Origin of the sequence: Draconibacterium mangrovi (assembly GCF_010586825.1) — a bacterium.
Lineage (GTDB): Bacteria > Bacteroidota > Bacteroidia > Bacteroidales > Prolixibacteraceae > Draconibacterium > Draconibacterium mangrovi.
Genome location: NZ_JAAAGB010000002.1, coordinates 225435 through 240115 on the forward strand (window position 1 = coordinate 225435; position 14681 = coordinate 240115).

Sequence of the window (14681 nt, forward strand, 5' to 3'; positions counted from 1 at the left end):
TAGTACAGCATCAGAGTTTTAATGTTCTCAAAATTTTCTCCACCCGGTATTTGGCTTCCATGGCAGGGAAATATGTTTCATAGGCTTCCTTAATCAATTTGGTTGAATAGTATTTTCTGAAAAAGTATGGCCCGTCTTTAATAACATAGTTTAAAATAAAAAAGCGGTAAACTTCTTTAATTAAATGCACTTCGGGAGGTGTAAGCGGAAAAACCTTGTGGTATTCTTTCAGAAACAGCATAAAGCGGTCTTCCATTAAGGTATCCACCTGGTAACTGAAAACGGTACGGTCGCCAACATCGGAAACCACGCGGCTAAAAAAGTAAAAGTCCATTACGCGCGACGACATTCGGAACCAGTCGTAATCCCAGCGCGAATAAAACTTTCCGTCGCCTGTTATCGAAAAATTACCAATGTTCCAGTCAACCAAAACAGGTATGGTTTCAATTTCAGTGTTATAATTTACGCGGTCGGCATTGCCCAAAAAATAATCGGCGTGTCGCAGAATCAAATCCTTGTGCGACTCGTCCATTTGTATTTCGCTTTTTTGGATCGAGCGTTTTAATTTCTGAATATCAGTAATTACACTTTTTGAGGAGTGTGGCAGCTGATTCGAAACGTTGGTGCACGCTTTATGGAAATGAGCCAGCTCGCGGCCCAGTTTTTTTATGTGTTTTTCTTCCAGCCGGCGGGGTAGTTTATAACGTATTTGGATGGGATTGTAGAATACCACCCAGGCACTTCGCTCGCGTTCGTGGTAGCGGTAAATATACAACTCGTTACGTTTTACCAGCGATTGTGCCAAAAACATTTGATAAGGGTACTCGAGGTTGTTGGCCAGGTTGTTTATAATAATGTGGTCTTCCCTAAAGTCTTCAAAATTTCCGTATTCCGAAATTTTTGCAAAAACAGGTTCGCGTTTGTAAAACGATATTTTGTATACATGATTGGTAGAAACTTTTGCGCTAACATCAAAAACACCTTTTATCTCGTGTCTTTCTCCATCAAATTCTCTCCAGGCAAGTTTGATTATCTCTCCATAATCCAGTCTCTGCATCATCTCTTTCTTCTTTTTTTCAAAGTTAGTTGGTTTTGCTTTGCAGCCTTCGCGTTGTTTTAAATTATTTCGAAATACCTTTTTAGCTCCCACTGCGGATCGTTACTGTCGATTTGTTGGGATTCCCATTCGCGGGTAAGGGCGAAATGTTTTACAAATGCCTCGCCAAACAATTCGTTGGCAATTTCCGATTCGGCCATTTTTTTAGTTGCTTTTTCCAGCGAATCGGGCAACATACCATTGCCGGTTTCCAGGTAACCATTTCCTTTGGTCGGAGCAATTTCCAGTGGTAGTTTGTTTTTTATGCCGTAAAGTCCGGCGGCCAGCGAGGCTCCAAGGGCCAGGTAGGCGTTGGTGTCCGATCCCGGAACCCGTAATTCAATGCGGGTAGATTTCTCGCTTCCCGGAATGGCGCGAACTGCACAAGTGCGGTTGTCGATTCCCCAGGTAAGTGTGCGGGGAGCCCAGTCGCCGCCGCTCAGTCGTTTATAACTGTTTGGGTTAGGCGCAAATAGTGGCAGTATTTCAGGCAAACATTTTAACAGCCCGGCAATATAATGTTGCATGGTTTTACTTATTCCATCATGCGAATTCGCATCCAAAAACAAATTCTTCTTTTTGTCCAGATCCCACAAACTTTGGTGGATGTGCCCGCCGCAACCCGGAAGTTTTTCATTCCATTTGGCCATAAACGTAGCCACAAAATTGTGTTTATAGGCAACTTCTTTTACCGCCGATTTAAACAGCAAGGCTTTGTCGGCCGCAGCCAGAATCTCATCATGAATAACAGTGGCCTCCACAACGCCGGGGCCGGTTTCGGTGTGCATGCCTTCAAGCGGAATGTCAAACTGCTGAAGCAACTCGAACAGGTCGTTAAAGTAAGGCTGGTTAAGTGAAGTTCTTAAAATTGAATAACCAAACATTCCCGGAGTTATCGGGTGCAAATCTTTATAACCGGCTTCGGCAATTTCATTGGGCGTGCCCAGAAAATTAAACCACTCAAACTCTTGCGAAAAGATAGGTTTAAAACCCATTTCTTCGCTTTGGGCGGCAACACGTTTTAACAAACTTCGCGAGCAAACTGCATCGGCATATTTTGGGTCGTTGCTAAAATCGCCTAATAAAAACGGAGTGTTGTCTTCCCACGGAATCTGGCGATAAGTTTCGGTGGCAATACTGGCTTTGGCATCGGGGTAACCGGTGTGCCAGCCTGTAATTTGGCTGTTTTCGTAACACTTGTCGGCACAGTCCCAGCCAAAAATCACATCACAAAATCCCAACCCGTTTTCCAGGGCATTCAAAAACTTATCTTTATGAATATACTTGCCACGCAAAATCCCGTCAATATCCGCTACAGCAAACTTTATTTTAGTGAAATTTCGTTCCTTTATTCTGGTCAGTATCTCTTGCTTATCCATTGCTAGCATCAAATTTGATTTTAAAATAAACGATGTTTGAGGAAATAACAAATATCGTCATTATTACTTTCGTTTGTTAAGGATGTGGTTTTAGTATGTCGTTTTGCTAAAAAAGTAGAAAATTTCCAGAATAACCCCTCGCTGTGTTAGGTTCGGGTAAATATTTTCTTAAAAAATGAAGTTTAAGCATGATAAATGTCAGGACTGAGGATGGAAAATATTATTTTTGAGGACAGACAAAAAACAGACTTAAATAAAATTAATCATGGCACAATTTAGATTTAAGGCACTTGATGAAGTGCTTAACCGTAAGCCGGTAGAAATCGAACGCGAAGAAAACCTGGTTTCGGACTACTATGGCATGTTGGTCTTCGATCAGTCGAAAATGAAAAAATATTTGTCGCGCGAAGCCTACAAAGCAGTAACCGATGCGGTTGAAAGAGGAACTACGGTTGACCGTAAAATGGCCGACCAGGTAGCTCAGGGTATGAAAGCCTGGGCAATTGAAAACGGTGCAACGCACTACACGCACTGGTTTCATCCGTTAACAGATGGTACGGCCGAAAAGCACGATGCCTTTATTGTACATGGTGCCGATGGAGGGGTGATCGAGTCATTCTCGGGCAAATTGCTGGCACAGCAGGAACCTGACGCTTCATCGTTCCCGAGTGGCGGAATACGCCAGACTTTCGAAGCTCGTGGTTACACGGCCTGGGATCCATCGTCTCCGGCATTTATTAGCGAAACCACACTTACTATTCCTACCATTTTTATTTCGTATACCGGCGAGGCGCTCGATTATAAAACACCTTTGTTGCGTGCTTTAAATACAATCGACAAAGCGGCTACCAGCGTGTGCCAGTATTTCGATAAAAACGTTACCCGTGTTCAGGCAAACCTGGGATGGGAACAGGAATATTTCCTGATTGATGAGGCTTTGTTTATGGCGCGTCCCGACCTGATGTTAACCGGACGTACGCTGATGGGACACGCATCATCAAAAGATCAGCAGTTGGATGACCACTATTTCTCATCAATTCCAACGCGTGTAAATAAGTTTATGCAGGATGTTGAGAATGAGGCATACAAACTGGGAATTCCGGTAAAAACGCGCCATAACGAGGTGGCACCAAACCAGTTTGAGCTGGCCCCGATTTACGAAGAAGCCAACCTGGCTAACGACCATAACCAGTTGTGCATGGACATTATGCAGAAAATTGCCCGTCGTCATAAATTCCGCATTCTATTCCACGAAAAACCATTTGCGGGAATTAACGGATCGGGAAAACACAATAACTGGTCGTTATCAACTGATACCGGAGTGAATTTGTATTCGCCGGGTAAAAATCCAAAATCGAACCTGCAGTTTTTAACGTTTGTAATTAACACATTAAAAGCGGTTTACGATAATCAGGATTTGCTCCGCGCCAGTATATTAACAGCATCGAACCAGCACCGCTTGGGAGCCAATGAAGCACCTCCGTCAATTATTTCTGTCTTCCTGGGCTCAGAAGTTTCGACTATGCTCGATTTAATGGAAGAAGCGGTGGTTGACCGTAAAATGACTCCGGATGAAAAAACCGCTTTAAAACTGAATATCGGTCGTATTCCTGAAATTATTCTCGACAATACCGACCGAAACCGCACTTCGCCATTTGCCTTTACCGGAAACCGATTCGAGTTCCGCGCTGTAGGATCGATGGCTAACAATGCTTCTGCTTTAATTGTGTTGAACACGGCAGTTGCCGATCAGCTGAAAAAGTTTAAGATTGAGGTAGATACCCTAATTGAAAAAGGGGTGAAAAAAGATGAGGCGATCTTCCAGGTATTGAAAACGCTGATCATCGATACAAAACCGATTCGTTTTAACGGCGATGGTTACAGTGAGGAGTGGGTAAAAGAAGCCGAAAAAAGAGGTTTGACCAATATCGGAAATGTGCCCGATTCGCTGGCGGCTTACCTGCGTGAAGATAATATCGACCTGTTCAAACGAAACGGTATTTTCAATGAGGCCGAAATTGAAGGAAGGGTTGAGGTTGAATACGAGAAATTCATTATGAAGGTGCAGATTGAATCGCGTGTTCTTGCCGATATTGCCATTAACCACATTGTGCCAACAGCAGTAGAGTACCAAACCATGTTGCTCGAAAATGTAAAAAGCCTGAAAGCAGTGTTTCCTGAAGAAGAATTTCTATCGCTGGCAGAAGGCCGCTTAGACCTGATCAGGGAAGTGGGAGGCCATATTTCTGCCATTAAAGCAAAACGTAAAGAAATGATTGCTGCCCGTGCCAAAGCAAATAAGGTTGAAGATGTGGTTGACAGATCAAAAGAATACGACAAAGAAGTGCGTCCGTACCTGGATGAAATTCGCGACCATATCGACCGACTTGAATTGATTGTTGACAACGAAAAATGGCCTTTGCCAAAGTACCGCGAGCTGCTTTTTGTTCGATAAAAAGAAGTTTACAACAATACAAAAAAGACTTCCTGATTTTCGGGAAGTCTTTTTTTGTTGCCGTATACTTAAGCAACTAATAATTCGTTTGATAAAAGACAAAACACTATTTTTGAAATAGTCGGTAAAAAAATTTTACTTTTATTCCCCGAAATTGAATCGGTATGAAGCAGGTTAAACTAGCTGTTTTTGTTTTTATAATCATATTTTTGAGCGGTTGCGGCTCGGCCAGATACGGGCGCGATGCTACGTTGTCGCAGGATATTGGCGAATATTACAAAGCCATTGAAAAATACCGTAAGGCCAGGAAAAATGAAAAGAACCGCCAAAAACGGATTGAATACGCTTATCAGTTGGCAGAATGTTACCGGGCAATTGGATTGTATGATTATGCTGCCCAGAATTACAAATTTGCCATTCGGTTGGGATATGATGACATGGAAGCATTATTGCATTATGCCGACATGTTACGCATTACGCAAAAATACGAAGAGGCTTACGAAACCTACCGCACTTATCTTGATTCTATCCCGGGCGACCAACGTGCCTTAGATGGTGTTGAATCCATGCAAAAAACGCAGGAGTGGGTGGCCAATCCTACACGTCACATTATAAATCCGATAAAAGAAATAAACTCTCGCGAGAGCGATTTTGCCCCGGTTTTTGTCGGTGGCCGCGATAATGAGATCTATTTTACTTCATCGAGAGAAGCATCTACCGGTAAAAAAGAGAGTATGATTACCGGGCAAAAATACACCGATATTTATCGGGCTACTTTTGGAATTCAGCGTCAGAAATGGGAAAAACCAAGGTTGCTGGATGAGAGTATGATTATTAACACAGGTGATGAAGAAGGTGCTGTTACCTTAAGTGCAACCGGCGAGGAAATGATATTTACACGTTGCCGTTACGATAAATCACAGCCCTTGGGCGCCGAATTATATTCCACTACGCAGTCGCGAGGTTCGTGGTCGGGGCCAATAAAACTGCAAATTGTTGGCGACAGTATTATTGCTGCGCATCCCGCACTTAGCCCCGATGGAACAGAGATTTATTTTGTTTCGGATATGGCCGGTGGCCAGGGCGGAAAAGACATTTGGAAGGCAACGGTTAACGGTGGATCTTTTGGAAGACCGGTAAATTTAGGCCCCACCGTAAATACATCGGCCGATGAAATGTTCCCTTTTGTGCGCGATAACGGAGATCTTTATTTTGCTTCGAACGGTCACATCGGGCAGGGAGGTTTCGATCTTTTTCATGCCTACAAAAACGACGATGGAATATTGGTGGTAGAAAATATGGGATCGCCAATGAATTCGCCTTCCGACGATTTTGGAATTGCATTTGTAAGCGGCGAAAACAAAGGAATGTTCACCTCGAACAGGAAAGGATCGCGTGGCGATGATATTTATTCATTTGTAGTTCCTCCGAAAGTTTACCAAATTGAAATTGACGTTTTTAATAAAGAAACGGCATCGCATCTGGATGGATCAACCATGCGTGTGATCGGAACTGACGGTACCAACCTGAAAATTCGTGCCCGCGGCGGTAAGTTTAAAATGAAACTGAAGCCCGAAACAGAATATGTTTTTGCTGCGTTTAAAGATGGATTTTTGCGCGATAAAGCAGCAGTAAATACCATTGGACTGGAGGACAGTAAAGATTTTCGTTTTACCATGAACCTCACTCCAACCGATGCGCCGATAAAAGTTGATAATATTAACTACGAGTTTGGCAGCTGGGAATTACTCGAAAGTTCGAAAACGGCGCTCGATACCCTGGTTCAGATATTGGTTTTTAACCCAACAATTACCATTGAGTTGATGGCGCACACCGACTATGTTGGCAGCGAGCAGTTTAACTTCGACCTGTCGCAAAAACGTGCACAAAGTGTGGTGGATTACCTGATTGAAAAGGGAATAAACCCGAATCGTCTGGTAGCGAAAGGTTATGGCGAAACCTGGCCAAAAACAGTAACTCGAAAATTAGCTAATCAGTACGATTTCTTAAAACGCGGCGATGAACTGACAGAAGAGTTTATCCTGAAATTGCCCGAAGCACAGCAGGAAATTGCCCGTGGAATTAATCGTAGAACGGAGTTCCGGGTACTGTCGACCGATTTTATTGAACGATTCGATGCTGAGCCGGAAGGTTAATTCTCTTCGTCCGGTTCTTCTTCATTTTTATCTATTGGTGGTTTAACAACTTTTCGGGTAGAATAATAATCTGTTTGGTACATTTTACGTCTTTTTCGTTTTTGTACAGCATTGTCAATAGCATTAAGCGGAATACCCAAAATCGGTAATAAACTAACCGAAGCGGCTTCGGTTCGCATCAACCGGTTGTGCTGAGTCATTATCGTTGTGGTTGGATCGCTCTCCGGTTTCATTTTGTTGTATTTCAGCGGTTTGTAGTCGCCTAAAAAATTGAGGTTTTCCTGGGCGCGTTCCGAGTCGGTTTTTTGCTCCGGACTAACTATTACCTCAGGAATTTGTACGTCTTCTGATTCCATTTTAACGATGGGATTCTGCATCAAATTATACACCTTAACCGATATCCGAAAATAGGAGATGTGCGAGAAAATCAATGAGTCCTGAGCACTTACAGAAAGTTTAAAAACACCATTGGCTCTTGTAATGTCTTTTTCTAACGTTCTTGGGTTAACAACATAAATATCGGCAATAGGAAGCCCTTCGTTGTTTACCGTTTTTCCTTCGATGATAAAGGAGGGGGAGTCTTGAGCGTAGGCATTAATACAACAGGTAATGGCTAACAGAATGGTTATTGACTTCATTTTTGTTTAGTTTTCAGCACAAAGGTCGGGATTACTTGTTTTAAGGTTACTGAAAAAAAACTAAACTATGTTAACAGATTTTCTTTGGGAGATCCGATTTATTTACCGCGGAGCCGGTGAGTATGGAATACGAAAATAGAACACGGAACCTTTTCCAATGGTAGAAGTAAAGTCAATATCTCCTTTTAGCAGATCGATGTTGCCTTTACAGATCGATAGTCCAAGGCCAACACCATCGTAAAACTCTTTATGTTCGTTATGTGCCTTTTGAAAACGTTTAAAGATGTATTGCCGTTTTTCGGGAGCAATGCCAATGCCAGAGTCTTCGATAACGAACTTCAACATATTATTCTCAAGCGTATAGCTTAATTTTATGATGCCTGCTTCTGTATATTTATTGGCATTGTTAAGCAAATTCATAATTACCTGCCGAAGTTTTCCGGCATCAGTAACAATGTGGCTTTTTTCATCACTCAATCCTTTTTCCGCTACAAATTTTATCGAATCCTTTACAGTGGGTTTAAAAGCTGCATCTATTTCATCGATCATATTGTTCAGGGTAAAAGGGTTGCTGAATACTTTTACATTTCCTGATTCAATCATTGAAATATCAAGTAGTTGATTAACGATATACAGCAATTGATTTGAGCTGTTTCGAATGATGGCCAGGTACTGATTTACTTCTTGCTCATTAAACTCCTGGGTGTATAGAATATCAGAAAAGCCAACGATACTATTCATCGGGGTTCTAATCTCGTGTGAAATATTTTGTAGAAAAGCTGTTTTTAAAGCGTTGCTTTTTTTCGCCTCTTCTTCTGCCTTCCGTAATTTTCTTAGGTGCGATTTTAAAAGCAGAAACAATAAAACAGCGGTAGCTGCTACATAAAACCACCCTTTATAGGTTTGAAATTTGGTCAGAATTTCCTGGTTACTGGTTACCGATAGTAGAAACCGATCGGAGAAAATGATCCAAAGTCCACCGATAAGGAGGTAGAGTAAAGTGATACGGTATTCAAATTTGATCTTTTTCATAAAACAAAGACATAAAAATACAAAATTGTATTTCGCTGTTGTCAGGATTATAAAAAAACGGGGGGTAAAGTTAAATATTTTCCCGAATGTCGTATGCTACCAGCACTTCGCCGTGCCTCACCAAAAGCATTCCGTTATAAATTGCCGGCCTTGACCAATATGGGCCTGAGCCATATTTTATTTTGAATTCACTAATCAGTTCAAACGTTTTCGGGCTTGCTTTTACAAGTGCCATGTTGCCCCGTTTTTCGTCGTACAGGTATAACATATTTTCTGCTGAAATAATAGGTCCTTTATTGTGAAAATCGGCAATCCAAACAATTTCGCCGGTGTCCCAGTTCATGCATACCCATTTCCCGCTTTGTCGGCCAGTAAAGTTCGAGCCGTAAAGAAAACCATCAATCAACACAACTCCGTGGTTGGCATTATCAAACGTTTGATCGGCAAATTTTTCGGAAACTGATTTCCCGTCGGGAGCGATTTGTAGCATCGACGATTTCACATCCCAACCGCTTGTAATCCACAAACAACTATCGTGGTATGTTGGAACATTGGTTAAAATGGTTGTATTATCTCCATTCTCGCTAAGGTAATTATGCTGAAAACTCCACATAATTTCTCCGGATTCGGCACTCAGGCTAACAACATGCGTTTGGTTGGCCGTAATAATGTATTTTTTACCGCAGTGCTCAATTAGCGCGGGTGTTATGTTTGAACGTTTTGCATGCATCGGTTCCGATCTCCAAACCAGTTCTCCGGTCATTTTATCAAGTGCCACAACCATGGCTGTTTCGCCACCAATCGATGCAATTATTTTGTCATCTACCAAAAGTGGCGATTCGGAAACTCCAAACATATCCCAGTCGCTTTGATATTTTTCATGTAAATCAACTTTCCAAATTGTTTCACCGGTTTGCGCATCTAAGCACGCCATTTGGTCCATTCCTGATAGCAGGTACAAACGGTTCTCTTCCAGCGTTGGTGTGCAACGTGCTTCGGGAAAAGAATTTTTCCATGCTTTGCCATACGGCTTTTGCCAAAAAATTTTCCCCTGCAAATCGAGGCAGCTCACATATTCCAGCGAATCGATATTTCCGGTGGAGTAAATTCTGTTTTTTGTGGCAATGGTTGATGCATTACTTTTTCCCAGGTTTTCGGCAACCCACAATGTTTCGGGGCCATTTTCGGGCCATTGTTTTAACAGGCCTTTTTCAGGGAAAACACCATCGCGGCTGGGGCCACGGAATTGTACTATTTGAGCTTCAGCTTTTAGGAAACAAATAAAACTAAACAGTGCTATAAGAGAGAGAGACAGGTATTTAGACTTGGGCATAATTACTTTATTAACTTAGCTTCGCTTTGCATTACTTCTTTTAGGCGTTTTATCTGGATCGGATTTCCCAAAACAAAAAGCTGATCGTTGCGCGAAAGTATCATTTGCGGATCGGGATTAAAAACGTAACGCGCGCCGCTAATTTTTATTCCAATAATGTTGGCTCCTGTTGTTTCGCGAACCTTAAGTTCTGCAATTGATTTACCTACAAATCGTTGTGCCAGGTTTTTACATGGTACTTCTTCCAGCGTTACATCCTGCGATTTTTGCAACAAAATATATTCGATAAACTCAACCACATCGGGTTGGTGCACCAGCTTTGCCATTCGCTGACCTCCAATACGTTCAGGCATAATTACATTGGTGGCACCGGCGCGTTTCAGTTTCATCTGGCTTTCCAGTTCCGAAGCGCGGCTGATAACGGTAAGTCCCGGATTCATGCTTCGGGCGGTAAGCACCACAAAAACGTTATCGGCATCGTTTGGAGTAGTGGCAATTAACGCACGCGCTCTGTTAATTCCTGCTTGCTCCAGGGTTTCTTCGTGGGTTGCATCGCCCTTTATATACAAAAGGTTTTCGTTCTCCCGAATTCGTGATATAACATTGTCGCGTTTATCAAGAATAACAAACTCCACCTCATTTTCGGCCAGTTCCATGGCTGCCTGTTCGCCATTTCGCCCATATCCCACAATTATTACGTGGTCTTTTAATTTTGCAATTTTTTTATCCACCCTGTACGTTTTTATATAGTTAGCTAATTCTCCGTCGAAAACAAAACGTGCCATATTTGAGCCTACATACGCTAAACTACCCAGACTCATAATAATTAAACCAATAGTAAATATTTTTCCATCGGGGGTTAAAGGATGCGAACCAACCTCTTTAAACCCAACAGTGGAAATGGTAATCACAGTCATGTAAACACTGTCGAGCAGGTTCATTCCCTCGATGTAATAATACCCTGCTGAGCCAAAAATTAAAATCGAGAGAAGCAGACCTATCCCGATTTTAACGGTTTTGCTCGAAACCGCTTGAAATTTATTATACTGTTGGCTACTTGTTAGCATGTTAGTCGTCCTGATTTTATACTGATGAAACTAATTTCACCCCTAATTGGCAATTTAAACATTTTTTTGATTCGCAGTAATAGTTTTTTAGTTGAAGTAAAGCTTGCGAATCAAAAGCAGAGCGCGCCTTAACACCGAGATCTGCCCATTTTGAAATGATGGAATTGTTTTCGGCCGGAAGGTTTTCGAGAAACCCGAGTGCACGGTTTTTTAACTGGTGTTTGTTTTGTTTCTCGCCGTACACAAATAAAAACGGAACGATAACATTGATAATCAGAATGTGGGCCGCTGTATCACCCAGTTCCTTTGGTTGGGTGTTTTTCGATAATTTATTGAAGTTGTAATGTGTATCCCAGTATTCAGAGGCTTTTACCTTAAACAATTGTTTAAGTTCTTCAGCAGATTCAATTTCCATGATTTTTGAAAACAGTCCTTCTGTTTGAAAGATGAGTGCTGCCAGTTGCGAAATGCGTATGGTGGGGAAATTAGGTGGCCGCAAACGCATAAATTTCCACAAATGGCCTTCAATTCCTTTTAGCTTGTACTTTTTGTACAGAAAAGAATATTCATCGCGAAGCCGGATAAAATACTCGTCGCCCAACAATTGCTGGTTTAGTAATCCTGAATTTCCGAACAACAAGGCTTCCAATTGAAAGAGGCTGTTTTTGTGTTTAAGCAGCGTATGGATAGAGAGAGATTTTGCCAGCAACTCAAAGGGAACGGCATTTACTTTAAATCCAAACATGCGTGCCAGTAGTTGAAAAAATGTCTCTTCCCAGTTGTTATTATTTTGCTCCAGCAGCTCAACAATGGCTTGTGTTTTTGTTTCCAGCCGTTCAATCATCAATCGGTTAAAACCCAGTTGTAGCAGTATCGGGTCAACTTTATGAAACTGGTTTTCGCAGGCAATCCAGGTTTGCGCGTTTATAAGCTTTTGGTAATTGTGATTTAGTTGTTCCGGGTAGTTCAAAATCAATGTTGGAATGGTTTCCCCATTACTTCTGGCGACTGTTGTGTCAGCCGTTTCAACCACGTGCAAAATAACATTGTCGTAGGCTTTGTCGTTGGTATGTTCGTGTTTTTGCCAGTCGGAAGCTGATTTATGGATTTCGATATTGCCGGCCCAGATCGTTTCGTTTAATTTGATCTTCGCATTAAAAAAATCGGGGCCGGAGTCGGTATTTTTTCGTCCCTGGTCGAAAATCTCCAGCCTGTCGCCTTCAACCGTTTGTATATGATTTGTTGTAAAAAGTTTGTTTTGCCAAATGTATTGAAGAAATTCTTCAGGCATATTATGTGAGTCAGCCATTTGGGAATATTTTAGTTTCCCTTAAAAATAAGGAAAATGTTTGAGATATTGGAAATTGGTGGTATGACTCCAGGTCTGGCAATCAATATTTTTTGCCTAATATTCTAAAAACTTACCACGAAGAACGTTTAACCTCGAAGTTTACAAATATTCTTCTTTGTGTACTTCGTGCCTTAGTGGTTTGATTTTTAATTCGAAATTTTCTGAAAAATATCCCACAATACAATTCCGGCACTTACCGAAATATTGAAAGAATGTTTGGTGCCGTATTGCGGAATTTCAATGCTGCCATCGCAAAGATTCACCACACTTTGTTTTACTCCTTTTACTTCGTTGCCAAAAACCAAGGCAACTTTTTCATCATCGGCCGGTTGATAATCGGGAAGCATAATACTGTTTTCCACTTGTTCAATGGCATAAACTTTAAATCCTTCCTCCTTCAATTTTTTAACCACTTCTTCGGTGTGTTCAAAATATTCCCAGTCAACAGATTTTTCGGCGTCGAGCGCAGTTTTTCTGATTTCGTTATTGGGAGGTGTGGCTGTAATTCCGCACAGGTAAATTTTATTAATCAGCAAAGCATCCGAGGTGCGGAACACCGAACCAATGTTGTTGCAGCTTCTTATATTATCAAGCACCACAACAATGGGTGATTTAGTCGATTGTTTGTATTCATCAACGCTTAAACGGCCAAGTTCTATATTTCTGAGTTTGCGCATAAATCCTTTCTTTTCAATCTTACAATTCCCCCAGGCTTTGCCATGGGGTTCCACTTCTTCTCCCCGCTGAGGGGAGATGTCATACGTCAACCGGCGGATGACAGAGGGGTGAAATAAAGAAAATACCTGAATTTTCTTTATTAGCATTTTACCAGTTCACTGCTGCTCGTCTGAATGGTTGCGACATACAACGTGCACCGCCACCACCGCGTGCCAGTTCCGATCCGGCAATGGTTATCACACATTTTTTGTAATCGTCAACCGATGTTTTTCCGGCTATAATGTCGGTGGCTGCAACTACTTCGTAACCGTTTTTGTTCAGCTCTTCAATGGTATGAACGTTGCGTTGGTAACCAATTATTTTTCCCGGAGCAAAAGCCAAAAAATTAGCACCGCTGTGCCATTGTTCGCGTTCCTGGATCCATTCGTCGCTGTTGCCGCCACACGAAATCGGTTTTAAATCCATGCCCAGCTTTTTCAATGCTTTCGGCAGATTTGGCATTTCTTCAATCCTGCTAACTTCGCCTTTTTCAATTTCAATGTGTATGGTTTTAAAACGGCTCATTCCGAAAATTACTGGCGGATAAACCATACATTCATCGGTGTTCAGAAAAGTGAAAACCATGTCGAGGTGAATAAATGACTCGGGTGTTTCTGGTAGTTCCTGAACGATAATATGTTGTTTTTCTTTTTTGTTCTTTTTAATGTTTTCGATGATAAAATCAATTCCCTGCGTGCTGGTTCTAACTCCGGTACCGATAACAAAAATATCGTCGCGGGCAATTTGCACATCACCACCTTCTACCATCGATTTTCGATCCACCATAATGTTTGCCTCCGGTTTTGCCGGATTCAAAACATGGCTTTCAATAGCGGGGTGATACTTGTAAATGGCCTCCATAATCAGCGATTCACGTTCACGTACCGGATTTGCCATTTTGCCAATAAGCATATTGTCGTTCATTGCCATTGCCGAGTCGCGCGTAAAAAACAGGTTGTGCAACGGCCGTAGCAAAAAACGTTCGTTGCTCAGGTAGTTGGTCAGGTTATTTTTCTCCAGCACCACTCCTTCAATCAACATGGTTGCCAGTGTCTTCGCATCGGTATCAAGCATTTGCTGGCACGAATCGATGTATTCGGTCATGCAGATTTCATTCAGCAGCTCTTTTCTAACTGTCTCAATCGCCAGAATTTCGGACAGCAACTCTTTCACCTGGTAAACCTTCGATACTTTTTTAAGTACACCTTCAAACTGGGCATATTCGGTCGAGGCAATCGACAAATTTAAAATGTCGCTGTACAGCGCACGCTCGGCATTTGCCGGAGTCATGTTTTCAACTTCCGAACCCGGAGTGTGGATAATTACGCCTTCCAGTTGGCCAATTTCTGAATGAACCGATGTTTGCATAATCGCGTATAATCTTTTGTTTTCGGAACCAAAGATATAAACTTTGCATGGTCCGTAATTGATTAACGAATATTTCGTTCTACTTTTAT

General features: G+C 41.9%; 11 protein-coding genes. 2 read left to right on the forward strand and 9 right to left on the reverse strand.

The genetic code is table 11. The features are described from left to right. Positions 1-10 precede the first annotated feature (10 nt). Entirely contained in the window at positions 11-1060 is a 1050-nt protein-coding gene (locus G4420_RS07965; protein WP_204273632.1) for an aminoglycoside phosphotransferase/kinase family protein, read from the reverse strand. A gap of 56 nt (positions 1061-1116) precedes the next feature. Beyond that, positions 1117-2475, reverse strand: coding sequence for a glutamine synthetase family protein (locus tag G4420_RS07970; RefSeq protein WP_163323071.1), 1359 nt, complete (start codon positions 2473-2475; stop codon positions 1117-1119). Positions 2476-2740: 265 nt separating this feature from the next. On the opposite strand from G4420_RS07970, the gene G4420_RS07975 reads away from it, so the two are divergent. Both G4420_RS07975 and porE read left to right on the forward strand, forming a co-directional pair. After that, on the forward strand, positions 2741-4930 hold the full coding sequence (locus G4420_RS07975) for a glutamine synthetase III family protein (protein WP_163323072.1): 2190 nt from the start codon (positions 2741-2743) through the stop codon (positions 4928-4930). Between the two features lie 164 nt (positions 4931-5094). Beyond that, positions 5095-7086, forward strand: coding sequence for a PorE family type IX secretion system protein (porE, locus tag G4420_RS07980; RefSeq protein WP_163323073.1), 1992 nt, complete (start codon positions 5095-5097; stop codon positions 7084-7086). Here porE and G4420_RS07985 read toward each other — a convergent pair. The 7 genes from G4420_RS07985 to G4420_RS08015 form a co-directional block, all read right to left on the reverse strand. Then, positions 7083-7724, reverse strand: coding sequence for a hypothetical protein (locus G4420_RS07985; protein ID WP_163323074.1), 642 nt, complete (start codon positions 7722-7724; stop codon positions 7083-7085). The two genes, porE and G4420_RS07985, sit on opposite strands and share 4 nt — an antisense overlap. A 102-nt stretch (positions 7725-7826) precedes the next feature. Continuing rightward, complete coding sequence (locus G4420_RS07990; protein WP_163323075.1) at positions 7827-8756, reverse strand: sensor histidine kinase; 930 nt, start codon at positions 8754-8756, stop codon at positions 7827-7829. Between the two features lie 70 nt (positions 8757-8826). After that, a complete protein-coding gene (locus tag G4420_RS07995; protein WP_163323076.1) occupies positions 8827-10089 on the reverse strand; it encodes an outer membrane protein assembly factor BamB family protein in 1263 nt (420 codons plus the stop codon). Positions 10090-10091: 2 nt separating this feature from the next. Continuing rightward, positions 10092-11156 (reverse strand): potassium channel family protein, encoded by a 1065-nt coding sequence (locus G4420_RS08000; protein ID WP_163323077.1) that lies wholly within the window; start codon positions 11154-11156, stop codon positions 10092-10094. Positions 11157-11172: 16 nt separating this feature from the next. Next, positions 11173-12465: a DUF2851 family protein gene (locus G4420_RS08005; protein ID WP_163323078.1), complete on the reverse strand. Its 1293-nt coding sequence runs from the start codon at positions 12463-12465 to the stop codon at positions 11173-11175. A 188-nt stretch (positions 12466-12653) separates the two neighbouring features. Then, a complete protein-coding gene (locus G4420_RS08010) occupies positions 12654-13184 on the reverse strand; it encodes an RNA methyltransferase (protein WP_163323079.1) in 531 nt (176 codons plus the stop codon). A gap of 148 nt (positions 13185-13332) precedes the next feature. Next, positions 13333-14592 (reverse strand): arginine deiminase, encoded by a 1260-nt coding sequence (locus G4420_RS08015; protein ID WP_163323080.1) that lies wholly within the window; start codon positions 14590-14592, stop codon positions 13333-13335. Positions 14593-14681 lie beyond the last annotated feature (89 nt).

Bases quoted from the DNA above. Each gene is read 5' to 3' on its own strand.
- G4420_RS07965 (WP_204273632.1), bottom strand. From the start codon at position 1,060: ATGATGCAGAGACTGGATTATGGAGAGATAATCAAACTTGCCTGGAGA.
- G4420_RS07970 (WP_163323071.1), bottom strand. From the start codon at position 2,475: ATGGATAAGCAAGAGATACTGACCAGAATAAAGGAACGAAATTTCACT.
- G4420_RS07975 (WP_163323072.1), top strand. From the start codon at position 2,741: ATGGCACAATTTAGATTTAAGGCACTTGATGAAGTGCTTAACCGTAAG.
- porE (WP_163323073.1), top strand. From the start codon at position 5,095: ATGAAGCAGGTTAAACTAGCTGTTTTTGTTTTTATAATCATATTTTTG.
- G4420_RS07985 (WP_163323074.1), bottom strand. From the start codon at position 7,724: ATGAAGTCAATAACCATTCTGTTAGCCATTACCTGTTGTATTAATGCC.
- G4420_RS07990 (WP_163323075.1), bottom strand. From the start codon at position 8,756: ATGAAAAAGATCAAATTTGAATACCGTATCACTTTACTCTACCTCCTT.
- G4420_RS07995 (WP_163323076.1), bottom strand. From the start codon at position 10,089: ATGCCCAAGTCTAAATACCTGTCTCTCTCTCTTATAGCACTGTTTAGT.
- G4420_RS08000 (WP_163323077.1), bottom strand. From the start codon at position 11,156: ATGCTAACAAGTAGCCAACAGTATAATAAATTTCAAGCGGTTTCGAGC.
- G4420_RS08005 (WP_163323078.1), bottom strand. From the start codon at position 12,465: ATGGCTGACTCACATAATATGCCTGAAGAATTTCTTCAATACATTTGG.
- G4420_RS08010 (WP_163323079.1), bottom strand. From the start codon at position 13,184: ATGCGCAAACTCAGAAATATAGAACTTGGCCGTTTAAGCGTTGATGAA.
- G4420_RS08015 (WP_163323080.1), bottom strand. From the start codon at position 14,592: ATGCAAACATCGGTTCATTCAGAAATTGGCCAACTGGAAGGCGTAATT.